13 protein-coding genes are annotated in these 21,351 nt (G+C 56.1%); 8 read left to right on the top strand and 5 right to left on the bottom strand.

Annotated elements, in window-relative coordinates; all coding sequences use genetic code 11:
* From asmA to udk, 3 genes are all read right to left on the bottom strand, one after another.
* Positions 1 to 1,800 (bottom strand): outer membrane assembly protein AsmA, encoded by a 1,800-nt coding sequence (asmA, locus tag AAGR08_RS05870; protein ID WP_345829022.1) that lies wholly within the window; start codon positions 1,798 to 1,800, stop codon positions 1 to 3.
* A gap of 144 nt (positions 1,801 to 1,944) precedes the next feature.
* The gene (dcd, locus tag AAGR08_RS05865) at positions 1,945 to 2,526 is read right to left on the bottom strand and encodes a dCTP deaminase (RefSeq protein WP_007888946.1); all 582 of its coding nucleotides are present in this window, start codon (positions 2,524 to 2,526) and stop codon (positions 1,945 to 1,947) included.
* 72 nt (positions 2,527 to 2,598) lie between these two features.
* A complete protein-coding gene (gene udk / locus AAGR08_RS05860; protein ID WP_007888949.1) occupies positions 2,599 to 3,237 on the bottom strand; it encodes a uridine kinase in 639 nt (212 codons plus the stop codon).
* Positions 3,238 to 3,466: 229 nt separating this feature from the next.
* On the opposite strand from udk, the gene AAGR08_RS05855 reads away from it, so the two are divergent.
* From AAGR08_RS05855 to yegD, 3 genes are all read left to right on the top strand, one after another.
* Entirely contained in the window at positions 3,467 to 4,081 is a 615-nt protein-coding gene (locus tag AAGR08_RS05855; RefSeq protein WP_345829018.1) for a phosphatase PAP2 family protein, read from the top strand.
* A gap of 150 nt (positions 4,082 to 4,231) precedes the next feature.
* On the top strand, positions 4,232 to 6,796 hold the full coding sequence (locus AAGR08_RS05850) for a diguanylate cyclase (protein ID WP_345829017.1): 2,565 nt from the start codon (positions 4,232 to 4,234) through the stop codon (positions 6,794 to 6,796).
* 77 nt (positions 6,797 to 6,873) lie between these two features.
* Positions 6,874 to 8,226 (top strand): molecular chaperone, encoded by a 1,353-nt coding sequence (gene yegD / locus AAGR08_RS05845; protein WP_097096701.1) that lies wholly within the window; start codon positions 6,874 to 6,876, stop codon positions 8,224 to 8,226.
* A 74-nt stretch (positions 8,227 to 8,300) separates the two neighbouring features.
* Here the strand turns inward: yegD and AAGR08_RS05840 are convergent, their stop codons facing one another.
* Positions 8,301 to 9,635, bottom strand: coding sequence for a carbohydrate porin (locus AAGR08_RS05840; RefSeq protein ID WP_345829016.1), 1,335 nt, complete (start codon positions 9,633 to 9,635; stop codon positions 8,301 to 8,303).
* Positions 9,636 to 9,851: 216 nt separating this feature from the next.
* On the bottom strand, positions 9,852 to 10,814 hold the full coding sequence (locus AAGR08_RS05835) for an aldo/keto reductase (protein WP_097096700.1): 963 nt from the start codon (positions 10,812 to 10,814) through the stop codon (positions 9,852 to 9,854).
* Between the two features lie 238 nt (positions 10,815 to 11,052).
* Between AAGR08_RS05835 and AAGR08_RS05830 the strand changes: the two genes are divergently transcribed.
* The 5 genes from AAGR08_RS05830 (at position 11,053) to baeS (ending at position 21,345) form a co-directional block, all read left to right on the top strand.
* Positions 11,053 to 12,285 carry an MdtA/MuxA family multidrug efflux RND transporter periplasmic adaptor subunit gene (locus AAGR08_RS05830; RefSeq protein ID WP_097096699.1) on the top strand — a complete coding sequence of 411 codons (1,233 nt, stop codon included), beginning with the start codon at positions 11,053 to 11,055 and terminating at the stop codon, positions 12,283 to 12,285.
* Positions 12,285 to 15,407, top strand: coding sequence for an MdtB/MuxB family multidrug efflux RND transporter permease subunit (locus AAGR08_RS05825; RefSeq protein ID WP_345829013.1), 3,123 nt, complete (start codon positions 12,285 to 12,287; stop codon positions 15,405 to 15,407). Before AAGR08_RS05830 ends, AAGR08_RS05825 begins: the two co-directional genes overlap by 1 nt.
* On the top strand, positions 15,404 to 18,472 hold the full coding sequence (mdtC, locus tag AAGR08_RS05820; RefSeq protein ID WP_345829011.1) for a multidrug efflux RND transporter permease subunit MdtC: 3,069 nt from the start codon (positions 15,404 to 15,406) through the stop codon (positions 18,470 to 18,472). Before AAGR08_RS05825 ends, mdtC begins: the two co-directional genes overlap by 4 nt.
* Before the next feature lie 84 nt (positions 18,473 to 18,556).
* Entirely contained in the window at positions 18,557 to 19,963 is a 1,407-nt protein-coding gene (gene mdtD / locus AAGR08_RS05815) for a multidrug transporter subunit MdtD (RefSeq protein WP_097096696.1), read from the top strand.
* Positions 19,960 to 21,345: a two-component system sensor histidine kinase BaeS gene (gene baeS / locus AAGR08_RS05810; RefSeq protein WP_345829010.1), complete on the top strand. Its 1,386-nt coding sequence runs from the start codon at positions 19,960 to 19,962 to the stop codon at positions 21,343 to 21,345. The genes mdtD and baeS overlap by 4 nt, the downstream gene beginning before the upstream one ends.
* The last annotated feature ends 6 nt before the right edge of the window (positions 21,346 to 21,351 follow it).

The raw sequence follows: 21,351 nt of genomic DNA, 5'->3' as shown, positions 1-21,351 counted from the left end.
TTACGGCTGCTTCGGCGGTTGCTGGCGATCCAGCCATTCATTCAGGCGGGATTTAGCTTGGTTCTGCAGCTGCTGACGCACCACATCATCCACCGGTAACGAATACTGCAAATTATTCCATCCGCCATACATGCGCAGCGGAATGGTTTGCTGATTCAACAAATTGGCGAGCTTATCGTCACCCTTCCAGCCGCGCAGCATCATATTGACGGTGACATCCAACTGCTGTTTCACCAGATCGACACTGCCTTTAGTTTGTACCGCCAGGCGACTGTTGCCACCTTGCAAGTCCGGCATGGAGATAATGCCCTGCTTAAGGCTGACTCTTCCGCTCAACTGCTGAATGCCCTGATCGTCAGGCTGATCGTTAGTTACGCGATTACTGACGCGCGCCACCGCACGACGCACCATCTGCTGCAGATTCAGCTGTGCCAGTTGCAGATTGGCCGCTTCCAGATCTGCACTGCCCTGCCAGTTGCGTTTGCCCTCTTCAATACTCAAGCCTGCTCCGCTGAGATCGCCCTGCAGAGAAATGGTACCCTGCAAGGTTTCCGGCAGCTCTAACGCTTTGAGCAATGGCGCAATCGCGATGTTCTCCAGTTCTGGCTGCAGCGTGACTTGCGTCACCGGATTGCGAATGTCGACCGTTCCCGGCAGAGAGAAATGGCCTTCACCGAATTTCCCCTGCAGCTTACTCAGCGTCATTAACCCCTGCTGATTGCTGGCAGCGATCTGTAAACTGGTGAGCGTTAAGCCGCGCCACACGCTGCTATCTGCGGTGAGGTTGAGCATCAGATCCATTTGATTAAGCGGCGAGTCACTGTTATCGCGCATGCGCGGCTCGGCGATCACCGGGGTCCGCATGACGCTGGCGTGCTGTGTGGCGCTGCTGTCAGTCGCGGGCGCGCTGGCCATCAAATTATCGAGATTTAACGTGGTGGCATGCAGCGCCAGATTGAGCTGCTGCGGTAATGCCAAACGCCCCTCAGCGTTGCCGTCTAGCGCACTGTCATTGGCGGTAAGCTGCATGTTTTGCAGTGAGAAGTGCTGGTTATCGCCGTTCCATTCGCCCTGAGCGCTCAAGGTCCCTTTAATCCCCTGCGGCGGTAGATTGGCACCGTCCAGCGCATAGTTCAGCTCACTCAACTGTCCAACCAGACGATGTGGATACTGCGCCACATTCATTTGCCCTTTGAGATTTACGCTGAAGTTGCGCTGGTTGCGCGAGACACGCGTAGCGAGTTCGATATTCGCCTGCTTGCTGGCATCCTGATCGAGGTTGAGATTGAGGTCGCGGAAGTTGTACTCATCGCCGCCCTGCTGTTGCCAAATCAGCAGGCTGTCTGCCAGACGCAGTTTGCCGATATTGAATGACCAGCCATTATTAACGCTGCTGACCGGTTCCGCATCGCTCGGCCCCACCGGCGCACCGCTTGGCTTCTGCGCGTCGCTTTCGGGTGTTACACGGATAATGGCATTTTTTAGCATCACCTGGCTGACGCTGAGCTGATGTGATAACAGCGGCCAAAGATTGACATCCAGCCGCATATTATCGGCTGTCACCATTGGCTGTGTGGCGCCGGGTGCGGTTAAGCTCATGCGCCCGGCAAGGATGCTCAGCTGCGGCCAGACATGCCAGCGCAGATCGCCGCTCACCTGAAGCTGATAACCACTGCGCTGCTCAACCTGCTGCACCATATAGGTACGAAAGTCGTTGGGATTGACCAGCAACACCAGTGCCGTCATGCCCGCTACGACCACCACTAACAGGATGGCCAGTGTTGTTATCACTCTTCTCATCAAATCCTCATTGCCTTGATACTTCAAGTTGCAGCAGCCTTGGCTGCGCTCGCTCATCCCAGTCACTTACTGATGTAAGCTCCCGGAGATTGACTCGCTTGCCGCCTTGCTGCACCTCGACGTATTTTGGCAAGCCTTTTTTAGTCAGTCTTTGTCGATGCGGCTGGCATCCGCGCCCTGCTGACCACGATATTTCGCATCTTCGCGGCGGTTATACGGGCGTGCCGCCGGGCCTGATAATGGCTCAAAGCTCAAAGCACCAATTAACATGCCCGGACGCAGCGCCAGCGGCAGTTTGCCCGAGTTGTAGAATTCCAACACGATACGGCCTTGCCAGCCAGGGTCGATGCGGTGTGCCGTCACGTGCACCATCAGACCAAGACGCGCCAGCGAAGAGCGTCCATCCAGCCAGCCGACCAAATCGTCTGGAATGGTCACCGATTCCAGCGTCACCGCCAGCGCCAGTTCGCCCGGATGCAGGAAAAAGGCTTCGCCTTCCGGTAGCACAATCTCATCGCTCATGACGCGGTCCAGCGCGGCACTGACTTCGTGCTTCGGACCACTCAAATCGATAAAAGCTGCCGTGTGGCCGCTAAACGTACGGAACTGATTGCCAAGACGGACATCTACCGTCGCGCCGTTAATACGTTCCACTGGCGGGCGCGGCTCAATCGCCAACTTTCCGTTGTCCAGCCAGGCTTCAATATCGCGATCGCATAATCTCATCGCTGGTACTCCCTGATTTAAGTGTAGCGAAAGGCTACGACAGCGCGTCACGCTCATCCGGACGCCGTGTCGTTAAAGATACTGATTAATCTTGGCCTTAAGGATATCAATCGCGATACGGTTTTTCCCGCCGCGTGGCACAATGATGTCAGCGTACTGCTTAGAAGGTTCAATAAATTGCAGGAACATAGGGCGCACCGTCTTCTGATACTGACTCATCACTGAATCCATCGAACGTCCGCGCTCATTCACATCGCGTTTCATGCGGCGCATCAGGCAAATATCCAGCGGCGTATCGACGAAGATGGAGAAATTCATCTCCTGACGCAGGCGCGCATCGGTTAACAGCAGAATGCCCTCAAGGATGATCACTTTCTTGGGTTTGAGATGAATGCAATCGCTGGTGCGGGTGTGTTCAACGTAGCTGTAAACCGGCAACTCAATATCCTGTCCTGCCTTGATCGCACGCAGATGCTGCAGTAGCAAATCGTGATCCATCGCACTCGGATGGTCGTAATTGGTTTTTACCCTCTCTTCCATGGTGAGGTGGCTCTGATCTTTATAGTAGGCATCTTCGGGGATCACACCGATATGCTCGTCACCGACCTGGTCACGGATTTCACGATAGAGCGTGCTGGCGATAAGACTTTTTCCGGATGCGGATGCACCTGCGATGCCAACGATCACGCACTGATGAGACTTGTCAGTCATACTTTTTTAAGACCTGATAACTGGAGCCTGCCTAAGCCGAAGCTGCAACGGGCCGAATGAGAGGGTTAGTTGGCGGCAATTATAGGTATTTCACCGGTTTGATGCCAGAGAAATGGGCCAGCGGCTTTTCAGAATATCCCCTTTTGCAGCCAGACGCTTAATCGATACACTGTTCATCTGCCAATACTGTAACCGTATTGGCTATCGAATAAGAGCCGCAAGGAAAAGTATGAGCTGGAAAACCCTGACCTATTTTGGCGACAGCATGTTGCTGATCCCCACCGCGGTGATTATCGCACTCGTTTTACCCTGGAAAAGCGACAACCGCCAAACCGTTTGGTATTGGGTGTTAGCCTTTGGTCTCGCCGGCCTGCTGGTGAGCATCTCGAAAATTATGTTCCTTGGCTTTGGCATTGGTAGCGCCAGATTCAACTTTACCGGTTTTAGCGGCCACAGCGCCATGTCTGCCACGCTGTGGCCGGTCATGATGTGGCTGGTCTCCGGGCGCTGGTCGCCGCGCTGGCGCGTGGTCACGATTGGCGTTGGCTACCTGATCCCGCTGATGGTCGGTTTATCTCGCCTGGTGATTCATGCCCACTCAAAAAGCGAAGTGCTGGCTGGACTGATGTTGGGCTTCATGCTCAGCACGGCTTTCTTACTGAGCCAGCGCCACACTGCGCTAAAAGGCTTCAGCCTGGCGCAGATCAGCGTGGCATTATTGGTGCCGCTGTTACTGCTCGGTCATGGGCGTGTAGCAACCACACAACAGTTTCTTGAACGTTTCTCGGCCAACCTTGCAGGTTTGGAAAAACCTTACACCCGCGCCGATCTTTTTCGCCATTAATCATTTGGCCCTTGGTGCGCAAAGGGCCAATTAATTCAGGGAATAAGCCGTAAAATAGATTTCCCCACAGAGATCTTAAACAGATGTGCTAGCATGAAAAATAGAGATTAGATTGGCGCATTTTCCAATGTGGCGCAGCTGGATTCCTGCATGACCCTCGAAATATTAACCTCACAGGATCGACCGCAAAATACCTGGCTTCATGCGCTAATTTTTGGCGCGCTGGCTTTTCTGCTGACGCTGTTTTGTCTGGAACTGATTGTCATTAGCGGACGTATTTCCCCGCTGTGGTACTCCACCGCGCTGATGACCGTCATTGTGTTTCGGGCGCCTTTAAAATATGTGCCTTTATTGCTTATCGCGTGCGTGATTGGCACTGCGTTAGCGAGTCTCATCATTATTGGCCCCGCCCTCAGCAACATTAAATTTGCCATCTTAAATATGTGTCAGGCTATCCTGGGTGGCCTGATGCTGCGCGCCCTGCTCGATCGCCGCGCGCCGCTCAATTCGCTGCTGGACTGGGTGCGTTTTGCGTTATGCGCTGGCCTGCTTGCGCCGCTGCTCGGTGGGTTGCTGGCGTTATGGATGTTGCATGTCGAAGGTCACGCTTCCCTGCCCTTTTTCTCAACGTGGGTTATTTCGGAAGTGATTGGCGTACTGGCTTTTGGCCCCGTTTTGCTGCTCTGGCCCAACAAACCGCTGCGCCAGTTGATTACGCCCGGCCGCCAGCTGGAAACATGCCTGACCTTGTTCGGCACCCTGCTGGCAAGCTATTTATCGCTGCGCTTTCTGCCCTGGCCCTTTACCTTTATCGTAGTGATCCTGTTCTGGTGTTCGGTACGCCTGCCGAAATTTGAAGCTTTCCTGCTGTTCTTCCTGAATGCCAGTTTCATCTCGATACTGCTCGCTTTTAACTGGGTGAATCTGACGCAAAATGGCCTGCTGCTGGGCCAGGTCAGCACCTGGCTACCGTTCCTGCTGGTGCTGCTGCCCAGTCATGCTATGGCGCTGGTGATGGATGCTTTCCAGCGCGAAAAGCGCCATATCAGCGAGAGTGAAACGCGCTTTCGCAATGCCATGGAGTATTCGGCCATTGGCATGGCGTTGGTCTCTCCCAACGGTGGCTGGCAGCAGGTTAATCAGTCGCTGTGCCGGACGCTGGGCTTCCCGGCGGATGAGTTAAAAAAGCTGACCTTTCAGCAAATTACGCATCCTGACGATCTCAACAGCGATCTGCAGCAGCTGCAACGTTTGGTGGCCGGTGACATCATGACGTACACCATGGAGAAGCGCTATTTCCGCAAAGATGGCGAGATCGTCTGGGCGCGGCTGACCGTCTCTATGGTGCGCGACGCTGCGCTGCAGCCGCATTATTTCATCGCGCAGATTATCGATATTTCCGAACTGAAGCAGAGCGAGCAGATAAATCGCCGCCTGATGGAGCGCATCACGCTGGCGAACGAAGCCGGCGGCATTGGCGTCTGGGAATGGAATTTGCTAACCGGCGAAATGCTGTGGGATAAACGCATGTATGAGCTGTTTGCGCTGGCTCCTCACCAAACGCCAACCTATGATTTGTGGCTGCATCTGCTCGACCCGGCAGAGCGCGAAAGCGCAGCGTTGATTGTTCAGCAGGCCATTGAGCGCCGCAGCGCCTTCCAGATTGAATACCGTATTAATTTGCCCGAAGGCCCGCGCTATGTGCGCTCTGAGGCCAACCGCATTCTGAGTCAGGATGGACAGATTGAACGCATGTTGGGCATCTGTCAGGACATCACGCCGCTGCGCGCGCTGAACGAAGCGCTATTCCAGGAAAAAGAGCGCATGGCAATCACCCTGGATTCTATCGGTGAAGCGGTCATCAGTACCGATGATGAAATGCGCGTTACCTTTATGAATCCGGTGGCAGAAACGCTCAGCGGCTGGTCACAAGAGAAAGCCGCAGGCGTGCCGATTACCGAACTCCTTAATATTACCCGCGGCGAAACCGGGCCGCGCGTGGATAATCTGCTGCTGTGCCAACTGCCCGGTGAAAAAATCTCACCCGATCTTGATGAAGAGCTGGTGCTGCACACGCCGGATGGCGCATTAGTGGAGATCCACTACAGCATTACGCCGCTGAAAACCTTAGCGGGTAGCAGCATCGGCGCGGTGATGGTTATTCAGGACGTCAGCGAATCCCGCAGAGTGATGAAGCGCCTGAGCTACAGCGCTTCACACGACATGCTGACGCGCCTGCCGAATCGTCATAGCTTTGAGCAGCGGCTGAAACGCCTGGTCAACGATGCCGCGACCCACCACACCCAGCATGTCCTGGTGTTTATCGATCTCGATAAATTTAAAGCGGTCAATGATACCGCCGGACACGCCGCGGGTGATGCGCTACTGCGCGAGCTCGCAGAACTGATGCCGCATTATCTACGCTCCAGCGATATGCTGGCGCGCTTAGGTGGCGATGAATTTGGCCTGCTCTTACCGAACTGTGAAGTGGATCAGGTGCGGGATGTGGTACAGCAGATAGTTGCGGCGGTGAGCGAACACCGTTTTATATGGCACGATGCACCTTATTACGTCGGCGCAAGTGCAGGCATTACGCAAATCGATGAAAACAATTGCATCAGCACCGTAGTGATGTCACAGGCGGATGTTGCCTGCTATAGCGCAAAACATGCCGGCCGTGGTCAGTATCATGTTTATCAGGAAGTGCAGATGTAATCTGCCACGTCTACCCATTGCCAGCCCGCGCTGGCTGCGCTAAAGTCGCCCCCTTTTTTCCGGCATGGGGGATAAATATGTTTATCGGATTCGATTACGGCACGGCCAACTGTTCAATTGCAGTCAGTGATAATGGCACGCCGCGTCTGCTGACGCTGGAGAATGGTCAGCGACTGCTTCCCTCCATGATTTGTGCACCAACGCGCGAAGCGATCAGTGAATGGCTACATCGCCATCATCAGGTGCCAACGCCAGACAGTGAAGGCACGGCATTATTGCAGCGTGCGCTGCGCTTTAACCGCGAAGAAGATATTGATGTCACGCCGGGTAGCGTGCAGTTTGGCTTAACCGCCTTGCAGCAATATATGGTCGATCCCGAAGAAGTGTGGTTCGTGAAATCACCAAAATCCTTCCTCGGCGCCAACGGCCTGAAACCGCAGCAAATCGCCTTCTTTGAAGATCTGGTGTGCGCCATGATGCTGCACATCCGCCAGCAGGGTGAAACCCAGCTCGATCGCCCGATTGAGCAAGCGGTGATTGGTCGCCCGATTAACTTCCAGGGATTAGGTGGCGAAGACGCCAACCAGCAGGCGCAAGGCATTTTGCTGCGCGCGGCACAGCGTGCGGGTTTCCGTGATGTGGAGTTTCAGTTTGAACCGGTGGCAGCGGGTCTGGATTTCGAAGCCACGCTGGAGAAAGAGACGCGCGTGCTGGTGGTGGATATCGGCGGCGGCACCACCGACTGCTCAATGTTGCTGATGGGCCCGGAGTGGCGCAATAAAACCGATCGCCGGGAAAGTTTACTGGGACACAGCGGCTGCCGCGTGGGCGGTAACGATCTCGACATCATGCTCGCGTTCAAAACCCTGATGCCACTGCTTGGTCTGGGAGGCAACACCCAGAAAGGGACCGCGCTACCTGCGTTGCCATGGTGGAACGCGGTGGCCATTAACGATGTGCCAGCGCAAAGTGATTTCTACTCCGCCGCCAGCGGCAAGCTGCTGCGTGATTTAATTCGTGATGCCGAGCAAGGCGACAAGGTGGCGCATCTGCTGAAGGTGTGGCAGCAGAAGCTGAGCTATCGTTTGGTGCGCGCGGCTGAGGAGAGCAAAATTGCGCTGTCGGAAGTCACCGAAAGCGATGCCTCACTGGCGTTTATCGCCGCCCAGTTACAGGCCCAAATCAGCGCGACACAGCTGGAAGAAGCCATTAATCAGCCGCTGGAGCGTATTCTTGAACAGGTGCATCTGGCCCTTGCCACCTGCGAAACCCAACCCGAAGTGATCTACCTCACCGGCGGCAGTGCACGTTCTCCAGTCATTCGCGCCGCATTACAGCAGGCGCTTCCCGATACGCCGATCGCCGGTGGCGATGATTTCGGATCGGTCACAGCCGGTTTGGCGCGCTGGGCGGAAGTAATGTTCGGTTAAGCTAATTGGGCGGCATAAATGACGCCCCTACGATCGGATGTAGGGTCGCCATTGATGGCGACCCACATTAAATATCAGAAATTCACGTTCGCACTAATCCCACCAACAAACGCATCTTTCACTTCGCTCACGGCGCCCGGCGCCACCACATACTGCAGATTCGGACGCAGCTGCAGCCATTTGGTCAGCTGGGCGTTGTAGTAAATCTCATAGTTGTACTCCGAGCCATCCTGAATCGGCAGATAGGTTGGGCTATCGAAGTTGGTTTCACCGTTGGCATCGTTCTGGTCACGCAGCGAACGCGTATAGGCGCTGTTGACGTGAATACGCGCCGCACCTACGCCAATCTCATCCTGTGGACGTGCATCGAACGGCCCTTTCCAGGTAAAGCTAACGGACTGATAGTTGTCTGTTTTTGAGGTTTTGTGGTCATTCATCACCGCTTGCACGGTTACGCCCAGGCCGCGGCTGACATCGCCGCCTTGCGCGGTCAGCTGTTGTTGCAACAGCACGTAACCGCCGTAGGCGTGATCCTTACTCTGGTACGCACCATCACGCCAGCTGCCGTAGTTATCGCCGTTAGCTGACGAGTAGTAATAACCAATACGGTAATTACCCGGCAGCTTGTCTGCGCCTAAGGTCGGTTTCCAGCCCAACTCCACCGGCACCAGATTCCCTTCAGAGTTACTGGTGTCGAGACGGAAGCCATCGCCGCGATCGTAGTTCGCGCGGTTTTGGTTATAGAAGCCTACCTGGAAGAATACTTCCGGCGTGAAGTTCACTTTCACACGGCCGCCCCACTGGGAAACAGGCCAGTTGAACCAGCGATCGCCACGCCAGTTACCGGCCTGGCCGCTACCAAATGCCAGGTTCTGGAACTTGCTGTCAAAGTTATCGAAGTCTTCACCGACGGTCACGCGACCACCTTTCAGGTTCACGGTGTTATCAAACAAACCTTTGCTCAACCAAAACTGGGTTAAGCGCCAGGTTTGTCCACGTCCGTAAACTTCCTGGGTGGAAGAGAGCATACCGGTACGACGATCGGCAACCTGATCGGAGATGTTCTGACCGTTACGATCGGTAATCGTTACCTGGAACTGCGCATCCTGCCAGTCAAGTAGCTTTTGCAGATCGAAGTTCGCGCCAAACGCCCACTGATCGCTATAACGCATGGAGGTATTAGTATCGGCACCACCGCCGAGGTTAGAGGCGCTTTCCATGGTGTAGTTGACGTCAAATTTAATGCCGTCATTTTCCAGCTGCGATCGGTATCCGCCCCAATCGCCAAACATGTAGGGTGAGTCGTAACTGAATGCATCAGCGGCCATCGCTGAGGCACTCAGCATCGCAAACATCAAGGTTCCCGCTGCCAGGCGAGGTAATTGCTGCACTGCTTCTTTTCTGTTCATGATAATTTTTCTTATATGAGTGACTGAAAGGGATCGAACAGAGGATAGTGCTGGGGATATGTCAGTTTTTGCAAATATGTGCGCAGTAAGGGTAATGTTGCCAGTGGGTTAGCGCAATTGTGACGACGATCGATGAATGGAAATTTTTTAGCAGGAATGGCATTTTTTGCGTGGCAAAAAATGAAAATAAAGGGACGCCGTAACGCCCCTAAATCATTACAGTTTACTGGCGCTCGCCAGTTCTTCGATTTCTTGCTTACTCAACTCAAGCTGAGTTGCTTTTACCAACTCATCCAGTTGCGCCAGCGATGTGGCGCTAACAATCGGCGCGGTAATGCTGGGACGCGCGATTTGCCACGCCAGCGCGACCTGCGTTGCCGAAACATCGTGTGACGCAGCAACATCTTCTAAAGCTTCAATAATGCGCTTGCCGCGTTCGTTCAGATATTTATCCACGATGCCCTGCCCGCGCTTACTTTTGCTGGCGTCTTCCGGTTTTTTGTATTTGCCACTGAGGAAACCACTGGCCAGCGAATAGTAGTTAATCACACCCAGGCCATTTTTCACCGCCACCTGTTCCAGTCCGCTCTCGTACTCCTGACGATCGTACAGATTGTACTCCGGCTGCAGAGTTTCATAACGCGCTAGCCCGTGTTGCTTGCTCACATCCAACGCTTCCTGCAGACGGTTGGCGCTGTAGTTAGACGCACCAATAGCGCGCACTTTGCCCTCTTTGATCAGCGAATCGAAGGCTTTAAGCGTATCCAGCAGCGGCGTGGTGTCATCATCGCGGTGCGCCTGATAGAGATCGATGACGTCAGTTTGCAGACGACGCAACGAATCTTCTACCGCCTGGCGAATGTAGGCGGGCTTCAGCCCGGTTTTCTCGGGTGACAATTCCATGCCCACTTTGGTCGCCAGCACGATGCGGTCGCGCTTGCCGCTTTTCTTCAGCCATTTACCGATAATCGTTTCCGACTCACCGCCTTCATTGCCCGGTGCCCAGCGCGAATAGACATCGGCGGTATCAATGAAGAACAAGCCTTTCTCCACCAGCGCGTCCAGTAGTGAAAATGAGGTCTTTTCATCTACCGTCCAGCCAAATACATTGCCGCCAAACGTAAGACGGGGAACCTCAATACCACTGTCGCCAAGCTGGCGGAGTTTTTGTTGACTCATTTTGTTCTCCTTTATTCAAACGAGACATGCCTGTTATTGAGCTTAGCAAAGTAAATCGATGCGCTTATGCGTATTACTGCCAGAATATTTACAGAATATGAATACTTAGCCTCGCCGGGGCGATATTCTTATTTCCTTCAAATTTTGCCCGATTCGGGCGACTACAATCATTTCGTTTGCGAAACGGCTTTTTTGTTTTCGCATTTGGGGAAAACGAAACCGCTGGAGAGCACACACATTGAGCAATCGTCGACTAAAAACAACTTTGCTAGCTATCACTGTCATCGCCGTGCTGGCAGGAGGATATTTCTGGTGGCAGCATCCAGCAGAGCCAAATAAACAGGCGCAGGCGGAAGGCCAGCAGCATCGGGGACGCGGGGCTGGCGGCGGCTCAGCTCGTCGTCCGTTAGCACCGGTGCAGGCAGCCACGGCCACCACCCAAAGCGTGCCCTATTATCTGAGCGGCCTTGGCACGGTGACCGCCGCGAATACCGTGACGGTGCGCAGCCGGGTTGATGGGCAGCTAATGGCGCTGCATTTCCAGGAAGGTCAACAGGTCGCCGCAGGCGCGCTGCTGGCGGAAATCGATCCCCGTCCCTACCAGGTAGCGTTAACGCAGGCGCAGGGTCAGCTGGCAAAAGACCAGGCCACGCTTGCCAATGCGCGTCGCGATCTCAGCCGCTATGAAAAATTGGCGAAAACGTCACTGGTTTCGCAGCAGGAGCTTGATACGCAGCGCTCGCTGGTCAGCGAAACCCTCGGCACCATCAAAGCCGATGAAGGCAATGTTGCTAGCGCCCAGCTTAATCTCACCTATAGCCGTATTACTGCGCCAATCGGCGGACGCGTCGGATTGAAACAGGTTGATGTCGGCAACTACATCACCTCTGGCGATACCACCGGTTTAGTGGTGATCACTGAAACGCACCCGATCGACGTGGTATTCAGCGTCGCAGAGAACAACATCAGCCAAATTCTCAAGGCGCAGAAAAGCGGCCAGCCGCTCATCGTCGAAGCCTGGGATCGCAGCAATAAAACGTTACTGACCACGGGCGCATTGTTGAGTCTGGATAACCAGATTGATGCCACCACCGGCACCATCAAGCTTAAAGCGCGCTTCAGCAACGAAGATGACACGCTGTTTCCCAACCAGTTTGTTAACGCCCGTTTGAAAGTCGACACCTTGCAAGATGCGGTAGTGATTCCGACCGCTGCGCTGCAAATGAGTAACGATGGCCACTTTGTCTGGGTAGTGAACAGCGACAATAAAGTGAGCAAAAAACGCGTCACGGCCGGGTTGCAGGATAGCCAGAAAGTGGTGATTAGCGCCGGACTTGAAGCGGGCGATCGCGTGGTGACCGACGGCCTCGATCGTCTGACCGAAGGCTCAACGGTAGAAGTGGTCGCCCCGCAAAGCACCGCAACGCACAGCACGCGCGCCGCGCAGCCGGCACGTGGAGAGCGTCAATAATGCAGGTCATGCCTCCAGACGCCAGCGGCGGCCCATCACGCCTATTTATTCTGCGCCCGGTTGCCACCACGCTATTAATGATCGCCATTCTTTTGGCAGGCGTACTCGGCTACCGTTTTCTGCCGGTCTCCGCGCTGCCGGAAGTGGATTATCCGACGATTCAGGTGGTAACGCTCTATCCTGGCGCCAGTCCGGATGTGGTGACCTCATCCATCACCGCCCCGCTGGAACGCCAGTTTGGCCAGATGTCCGGCCTGAAACAGATGGCATCGCAGAGTTCAGGCGGAGCTTCGGTGGTGACGTTACAGTTTCAATTGACGCTGCCACTGGATGTGGCCGAGCAGGAAGTCCAGGCGGCGATCAACTCCGCTACCAATCTGCTGCCGAGCGATCTGCCTAATCCGCCGGTTTACAGCAAAGTAAACCCGGCAGATCCGCCGATCATGACGTTAGCGGTGACGACCACCAGCATGCCGCTTACGCAGGTGCAGGATATGGTGGAAACCCGCGTAGCGCAGAAAATCTCGCAGGTGTCTGGCGTCGGTTTAGTGACGCTCTCGGGCGGACAACGCCCAGCGGTACGGGTGAAAATGAACACCCAGGCGCTGGCCGCACTCGGTTTGACCAGCGAATCCGTGCGAACTGCCATCACCAACGCCAACGTGAACTCGGCGAAAGGCAGCCTTGACGGTCCAACCCGCTCAATTACGCTGTCGGCCAACGACCAGATGACCTCGGCGGAGGACTACCGCAAGCTGATCGTCAGCTACAACAACGGCGCACCGGTGCGGCTTGGCGATGTCGCGACCATTGAACAAGGGGCGGAGAACAGCTGGCTTGGCGCCTGGGCTAACCGCCAGCAGGCAATCGTACTCAATGTGCAGCGCCAGCCGGGCGCCAATATCATCGCCACCGCCGATAACATTCGCGCGATGTTGCCAACGTTGACCGCCACGCTGCCGAAATCGGTGGATGTGAAGCTGCTCACCGACCGCACCACCAACATCCGCGCCTCAGTCAGCGATACGCAGCACGAGCTGATGCTGGCGATGGGTTTGGTGGTGATGATCATCTATCTGTTCCTGCGTAACGTGCCGGCGACCATTATTCCTGCGGTCGCCGTGCCGTTATCGCTGGTCGGCACCTTCGCCGCGATGTATTTCCTCGGTTTCTCGATCAACAACCTGACGCTGATGGCGCTGACCATCGCCACCGGTTTTGTGGTCGATGACGCCATCGTGGTCATTGAGAACATTTCGCGCTATATCGAAAAAGGCGAAAAACCGCTCACCGCGGCGCTTAAAGGTGCGGGGGAAATAGGCTTTACCATTATCTCCCTCACCTTCTCGCTGATTGCCGTGCTGATTCCGCTGCTGTTTATGGGCGATGTGATTGGTCGCCTGTTCCGTGAATTTGCCGTGACGCTGGCGGTGGCGATTTTGATCTCTGCCGTGGTGTCGCTGACGCTGACACCGATGATGTGCGCCCGCATGCTGAGCGTCGAATCGCTGCGCAAACAGAACCGTTTCTCCCGGGCGAGCGAAGCGCTGTTTGATCGCGTGATCGCCAGCTATGGCCGCGGATTAACGCGCGTGCTGCGTCATCCGTGGCTCACCCTTTCCGTTGCGCTGGGCACCTTGGTGATCACCGTGCTGCTGTGGGTGGTGATCCCCAAGGGCTTCTTCCCGCAGCAGGATAACAGCATCATTCAGGGCACGTTGCAGGCACCGCAGTCGGTCTCTTATGCCAACATGTCTGAACGCACGCGCGATGTTGCCTCAATCATCATGAAAGATCCGGCAGTACAAAGCATGACGTCATTCGTCGGCGTCGATGGCACCAACGCTGCGCTCAACAGCGCACGGCTGCAAATCAACCTCAAACCGCTCAACCAACGTGACGATCGTATTCCAGCGGTACAGCAGCGCCTGCAGCAGGCGTTAGCGCAGGTGCCGGGCGTCTCGCTGTGGCTGCAGCCGGTGCAGGATTTGACCATTGACACTCAGGCCAGCCGCACACCTTACCAGTTCACCTTGCAATCCGGATCGCTGGATTCGCTCAGCACCTGGGTGCCGAAGCTGCTGGAACAGCTCAACACGCTGCCTCAGCTGCGTGATGTCAGTAGCGACTGGCAGGATCAAGGCCTGGAAGCCTTTGTGCGCGTCGATCGCGACAGCGCCAGCCGGCTAGGCATTAGCATGGCCGACGTCGATAATGCACTGTATAACGCCTTTGGCCAGCGGCTGATCTCTACCATTTACACCCAAGCCAACCAATATCGCGTGGTGCTGGAGCAGAACAACGATGCCACGCCAGGGCTGGCAAGCCTCGACGGTATTCGGCTCAACAGCAGCGATGGCGGCAGTGTACCGCTGAGCGCCATTGCGCAGATCGAGCAACGTCACGCGGCGTTAAGCATTAATCATCTCGACCAGTTCCCCTCCGCCACCTTCTCGTTTGATGTCGCGGAGGGCTATTCGCTGGGTGATGCGGTGAAAGCGGTGAGCGCGGCGGAAGATCAGGTCGGCATGCCCGCAGAAATGATGACGCAGTTCCAGGGCAGCACGCTGGCATTTGAAGCCGCGTTGTCCAGCACCGTGTGGCTGATTGTGGCCGCGGTGGTGGCGATGTATATCGTGCTTGGCGTGCTGTATGAGAGTTTTATCCATCCGATTACCATTCTCTCGACGCTGCCGACGGCGGGCGTGGGTGCACTGCTGGCGCTGATGCTGAGCGGCAACGAGCTGGATATCATCGCCATCATCGGCATTATCCTGCTCATCGGCATTGTGAAGAAAAACGCCATCATGATGATCGACTTCGCCCTGGCGGCGGAACGTGAGCAAGGCATGCCGCCGCGCGAGGCAATTTATCAGGCGTGCTTACTGCGTTTCCGCCCGATCCTGATGACCACCCTGGCGGCACTGCTCGGTGCGCTGCCGCTGATGCTGAGTACTGGCGTGGGTGCCGAACTGCGGCGTCCGCTGGGGATTGCGATGGTTGGCGGCCTGGTTGTCAGCCAGGTATTAACGCTGTTCACCACACCGGTGATCTATCTGCTGTTCGATCGTCTCGCCCACGCTACGCGCCGTCGCTTTAAGCGCTCGGAGGCGGCATCGTGAAGTTTTTCGCCCTGTTTATCCATCGTCCCGTTGCCACGACGCTGCTGACGCTGGCGATAGCGCTGGCCGGTATTCTGGGCTTTCGCCTGCTGCCGGTCGCGCCGCTGCCACAGCTGGATTTCCCGGTGATTTTGATCTCCGCCTCCCTGCCCGGCGCTTCACCGGAAACCATGGCGGCCTCGGTGGCGACGCCGCTGGAACGTTCGCTCGGCCGCATTGCTGGCGTAAGCGAAATGACCTCGACCAGCTCGCTCGGCAGTACGCGCATCATTCTGGTCTTCGATTTTGATCGCGACATTAACGGCGCAGCGCGCGACGTGCAGGCGGCAATCAACGCGGCACAAAGCCTGTTGCCCACCGGTATGCCGAGCCGTCCCAGCTATCGCAAAGCCAACCCGTCCGATGCGCCGATCATGATTCTGACGCTGACCTCGGATATTTATAATCCCGGTCAGCTGTATGATTACGCCTCAACGCAGCTGGCGCAGAAGCTCTCGCAGATTGAGGGTGTCGGCGACGTCACGGTGGGCGGCAGCTCGTTGCCGGCGGTGCGCGTCGACCTGAATCCGCAGGCGCTGTTCAACCAGGGCGTGTCGCTCGATGCGGTGCGCACCGCCATCAGCAATGCCAATCAGCGCCGTCCGCAGGGTGCGATTGATGATGTGCAGCAGCGCTGGCAAGTGCGCACCAACGATGAGCTGCAAACGGCGAGCGAATATCAGCCGCTGGTGGTGCACTACAACAACGGTGCAGCGGTACGGCTCAGCGATGTCGCCAACGTGCAGGATTCGGTGCAGGACGTACGCAACGCCGGTATGACCCAAGGTAAACCGGCGGTGTTACTGGTGGTGCGGAAATCGCCGGAAGCCAACATCATCGATACCGTCGACCGCATTCGCAGCGAGCTGCCGGCGTTGCATGAGGTTATTCCCGCCGCCATCGATCTGCAAATCGCCCAGGATCGCTCACCGACTATTCGCGCCTCGCTGCATGAGGTGGAGCAGTCGCTGATTATCGCCGTGGCGCTGGTGATTCTGGTGGTGTTTGCCTTTCTGCGCGACTGGCGCGCCACGCTGATCCCCGCCGCTGCGGTGCCGGTGTCGCTGATTGGCACCTTCGCCGCCATGTATCTGTGCGGCTTCAGCCTGAATAACCTGTCGTTGATGGCGCTGACTATCGCCACCGGCTTTGTGGTGGATGACGCCATTGTGGTGCTGGAGAATATTGCGCGCCACGTTGAAGCGGGGATGAAACCGTTGCATGCAGCCTTAACCGGCGTGCGCGAAGTGGGTTTTACCGTGCTGTCGATGAGCCTGTCGCTGATTGCCGTGTTCCTGCCGTTGCTGATGATAGGCGGGATTATCGGCCGCTTCTTCTCTGAATTTGCCATTACGCTGTCGGTGGCCATTCTTATCTCGCTGTTTATCTCGGTCACGCTGACGCCGATGATGTGCGCCTACGTGCTGAAGCCGCAGGAAAAGCGCAGCCAGCCGCGCACGCGCGGTTTTGGCAAACTGCTGCTCAAGGTACAAAACGGCTACGCGCGATCGCTCGGCTGGGTGCTGAATCACGCCATTTGGGTATTAATGCTGCTGCTTGGCACCGTGGCACTCACCGTCTGGCTGTTTATCGCGATCCCGAAAACCTTTATGCCGGAACAAGATACCGGCCGCCTGCAAGGCTTTATTTCGGCGGATCAGAGTATTTCGTTCCAGGCGATGCGCGGCAAGCTGCAGGATTTCATGAACATCATCAAGGCCGATCCGGCGGTGGATAACGTCACCGGCTTTACCGGCGGATCGCGCACCAACAGCGGCTCGATGTTTGTCTCGCTGAAACCGCTCTCTGAGCGCAGCGAAAGCGCACAGCAGGTGATTGCACGACTGCGCATCAAGCTGGCGAAAGAACCCGGCGCGAACCTCTATCTTAACGCGGTGCAGGACATTCGCATCGGCGGCCGCGAATCAAATGCCAGCTATCAGTACAGTTTACTGTCCGATAACCTGAATGATTTACGTGAATGGGAACCGAAAATACGCCAGGTCTTTGCCGCGTTGCCGGAGCTGGCCGACGTCAATTCGGATCAGCAGGATAACGGCAGCGAAATGAATCTGACTTACGATCGCGAAAGCATGGCGCGGCTAGGCATTGATGTCTCGGCAGCCAATGCCTTACTGAATAACGCCTTTGGTCAGCGTCAGATTTCCACCATTTACCAGCCGCTTAATCAGTACAAAGTGGTGATGGAAGTCGATCCGCGCTACACCCAGGACATCAGCTCACTGGATCAGATGTTCGTGATCAATAGCGACGGTAAAGCGATTCCGCTCAGCTGGTTTGCTAAGTGGCAACCGGCAAATGCGCCGCTTTCGGTGAACCATGAAGGCTTGTCGGCCGCCTCCACCATCTCGTTTAACCTGCCGGAAGGCGTATCGCTGTCGCAGGCGTCCGAGGCGATTGATCGCGCGGTGACGGCGATTGGCGTGCCCTCCACCGTACGCGGCAGCTTTGCCGGTACTGCGCAGGTGTTCCAGCAGTCGCAATCCAACCAGCTCTACCTGATGCTGGCGGCGATTGCGGCGGTGTATATCGTGCTGGGCATCCTGTATGAGAGCTACGTGCATCCGCTGACCATTCTCTCTACCCTGCCGTCGGCGGGCGTTGGTGCACTGCTGGCGCTGGAGCTGTTCAGCACGCCGTTCAGCCTGATTGCCTTGATCGGTATTTTGCTGCTGATCGGTATCGTGAAGAAAAACGCCATCATGATGGTCGACTTTGCGCTTGAGGCCGAGCGCAACGGCAATCTGTCGGCGCGCGACGCCATTTTCCAGGCATGTCTCTTGCGCTTCCGCCCGATTCTGATGACGACGCTGGCCGCCCTGTTTGGTGCTTTGCCACTGGTGTTAACCAGCGGTGACGGCGCTGAACTGCGCCAACCGCTCGGTATTACCATCGCGGGCGGTTTGGCGATGAGCCAGCTGCTGACGCTCTATACCACGCCGGTGGTGTATTTGATGATGGATAAGCTGCGGCGGAAGAAGAAGAGGGTATTGGTGACGGATTAAGGGAGGTCGCCATGAATGGCGCTTCTACGCACCCCACATTTGTAGGGTCGCCATTTATGCTGACCGTATAACAGAGGAGATTCAGTGGACACCAAAAACGCTACCGTGCGCTGGCAGCTGTGGATCGTCGCGTTTGGCTTCTTTATGCAGGCGCTGGACACCACCATCGTAAATACCGCCATCCCCTCGATGGCGCGCGATCTCAACGTCAGCCCGCTAAATATGCATTCGGTCATCGTCTCCTACGTGCTGACGGTCGCGGTGACGCTGCCCATCAGCGGCTGGTTGGCCGACCGCTTTGGCGTGCGCAATATTTTCTTCTGCGCCATCGTGCTGTTCAGTATTGGTTCGCTGCTGTGTGCCTTCTCCAGCACGCTTGATGAGCTGATCATGGCGCGCGTGGTGCAAGGCATTGGCGGCGCAATGATGGTGCCGGTTGGGCGATTAACAGTGATGAAAATCGTGCCGCGTGAGCAATACATGTCGGCGATGACTTTTGTCACCACGCCGGGACAGATTGGTCCGCTACTCGGTCCGGCGCTGGGCGGCATTCTGGTGCAGTACGCCAGCTGGCACTGGATCTTCCTGATTAACATCCCGGTTGGCATCATTGGCGCAATTGCCACGTTGACGCTGATGCCCAATTACACCATGCAAACGCGGCGCTTCGATTTTCTCGGTTTTGTGCTGCTGGCGGTAGGCATGGCAACGCTGACGCTGGCGCTCGACGGGCAGCGCAGTTCGGGCGGTTCCCCACTGCTGCTCGGCTTACTGATTTTAGTTGGCGTGTTTTCCCTGCTGTTCTATCTGATGCATGGCCGCAACAATGACAACGCACTATTCAGCCTGAAACTGTTCGATAACCGCATCTATTCCATTGGGCTGCTCGGCAGTTTTACCGGGCGCATCGGTAGCGGCATGCTGCCGTTTATGACGCCGATTTTCCTGCAGGTTGGCCTTGGCTACAGCCCTTTCCACGCCGGTTTAATGATGATTCCGATGGTGCTCGGCAATATGGGGACGAAACGCGTAGTGGTCCGCATTGTGAATATATTCGGCTATCGCCATGCGCTGGTGGGTGCCACGATCGCGCTGGCGTTGGTGGTGCTGCTGTTCCCGCTGGTGGCGCTGCTCGGCTGGATCTGGCTGCTGCCGGTAGTGCTGTTACTCCAGGGTATGGTCAATGCCATCCGCTTCTCCTCCATGAATACTCTGACACTGAAAGAGCTGCCGGACGATCTCGCCTCCAGCGGCAACAGTTTGCTTTCAATGATTATGCAGCTATCGATGAGTATTGGCGTCACCGTTGCCGGTTTACTGCTCGGTGCCTTCGGCCATGGCGTCATTACCGATAGCGCGGCCGCCCATCAGACCTTCATCTACACCTATCTGTGCATGGCGCTGGTGATTGTGCTGCCTGCGCTGGTGTTCTGGCGGGTGCCAAAAGATGTCAGTAAAAACGTTGATTTAAGAAGCAGGAGTAAAGGATGAAACGGCCGGTAAAACTGGGCATTGGCGCCAAACTGTTTGCGGCGATTTTCTCTACCTGCATGCTGGTGATCATCACTATGCACTGGGGCGTACGTCTCAGCTTTGAACATGGTTTTGTGGATTACATCAAAAAAGGCAACGAGCAGCGCTTAACCTTGCTGAGCGATGCGCTGGCCGATCAATATGAGCAGCACGGCAACTGGGATTTTCTGCGCACCAATGATCGGCTGGTGTTCTCGATTTTGCGCTCATTAGAGCAGAATCCCGGCAGCAGCAATCAGCTACCGCCACACGGCTGGCGCACACAATTCTGGATTATCGATCAGCAATATAAAGTATTATCCGGCCCGCGCCAGCCGGTGCCGCCGGAAGGCACGCGGCGTAACATCACCCTCAGCAACGGTAAGATTGTCGGCTGGGTGATTGCCTCACCTGCCGAACGGTTGACGCGCAGCACCGATATTAATTTTGATCAGCAACAGCGGCGCACCAGCTGGATGATTGTCGCGCTTACGGGATTATTGGCGGCGCTGGTCACCTGGCTCTTAGCACGCGGCCTGCTGGCGCCGGTGAAACGCCTGGTGGATGGCACGCATCATCTGGCGGCGGGCAATTTCGCCACGCGCGTGGAAGTGGGCAGCAGTGATGAGTTGGGCCAGTTAGGACGCGATTTTAATCAGCTCGCCAGCTCGCTGGAAAAGAACGAAAGCAACCGCCGCGCCTTTATGGCCGACATTTCCCACGAGCTGCGTACCCCGCTGGCTATCCTGCGCGGTGAACTGGAAGCGATGCAGGATGGCGTACGCAAACTCACGCCCGATGCTATTAGCTCGCTGCAAAGTGAAGTTTCGCTACTCACCAAGCTGGTGGACGATCTGCATCAGCTGTCGCTCTCCGACGCGGGCGCTCTTGCTTATCGCAAGCAGCCGGTAGATTTAGTGAATCTGCTGGAAGTGGTGGCGGGCAGCTTTGGCGAACGCTATCGCAGCCGCGGTTTAACCCTCAATCTGGCCATTCCTCCTCAGGCGGAGAGTTTTGGCGACCCCGACCGCCTGATGCAGCTGTTCACTAATCTGCTGGAAAACAGCCTGCGCTATACCGATGCCGGCGGCGTGGTCCAGCTCAGCATGCAGCACGTGGGCGATTACTGGCAGCTGACCTGCGCGGATAGCGCACCGGGTGTTGATCCTGCTCATCAGGAAAAACTGTTTGAGCGTTTTTTCCGTGCCGAAAGTTCACGCAATCGCGCCAGCGGCGGCTCTGGGCTTGGCCTGGCGATATGTAAAAATATCGCTGAAGCGCATAACGGCAGCATCAGTGCAGATCACTCTGATTTAGGTGGACTGCAAATCAGGCTAAACTTGCCGTATGTTCCTCACTAGACGCAA

The sequence above is a fragment of the Pantoea sp. BRR-3P genome (genome assembly GCF_039621635.1).
Lineage (GTDB): Bacteria > Pseudomonadota > Gammaproteobacteria > Enterobacterales > Enterobacteriaceae > Pantoea > Pantoea floridensis.
Note: the sequence above shows the minus strand (reverse complement) of the source record. Positions and strands in the feature narration are given on the sequence as shown.

Excerpts from the sequence above, each read along its gene's own strand:
- asmA (WP_345829022.1), bottom strand. The coding sequence starts at position 1,800 with ATGAGAAGAGTGATAACAACACTGGCCATCCTGTTAGTGGTGGTCGTA.
- dcd (WP_007888946.1), bottom strand. The coding sequence starts at position 2,526 with ATGAGATTATGCGATCGCGATATTGAAGCCTGGCTGGACAACGGAAAG.
- udk (WP_007888949.1), bottom strand. The coding sequence starts at position 3,237 with ATGACTGACAAGTCTCATCAGTGCGTGATCGTTGGCATCGCAGGTGCA.
- AAGR08_RS05855 (WP_345829018.1), top strand. The coding sequence starts at position 3,467 with ATGAGCTGGAAAACCCTGACCTATTTTGGCGACAGCATGTTGCTGATC.
- AAGR08_RS05850 (WP_345829017.1), top strand. The coding sequence starts at position 4,232 with ATGACCCTCGAAATATTAACCTCACAGGATCGACCGCAAAATACCTGG.
- yegD (WP_097096701.1), top strand. The coding sequence starts at position 6,874 with ATGTTTATCGGATTCGATTACGGCACGGCCAACTGTTCAATTGCAGTC.
- AAGR08_RS05840 (WP_345829016.1), bottom strand. The coding sequence starts at position 9,635 with ATGAACAGAAAAGAAGCAGTGCAGCAATTACCTCGCCTGGCAGCGGGA.
- AAGR08_RS05835 (WP_097096700.1), bottom strand. The coding sequence starts at position 10,814 with ATGAGTCAACAAAAACTCCGCCAGCTTGGCGACAGTGGTATTGAGGTT.
- AAGR08_RS05825 (WP_345829013.1), top strand. The coding sequence starts at position 12,285 with ATGCAGGTCATGCCTCCAGACGCCAGCGGCGGCCCATCACGCCTATTT.
- baeS (WP_345829010.1), top strand. The coding sequence starts at position 19,960 with ATGAAACGGCCGGTAAAACTGGGCATTGGCGCCAAACTGTTTGCGGCG.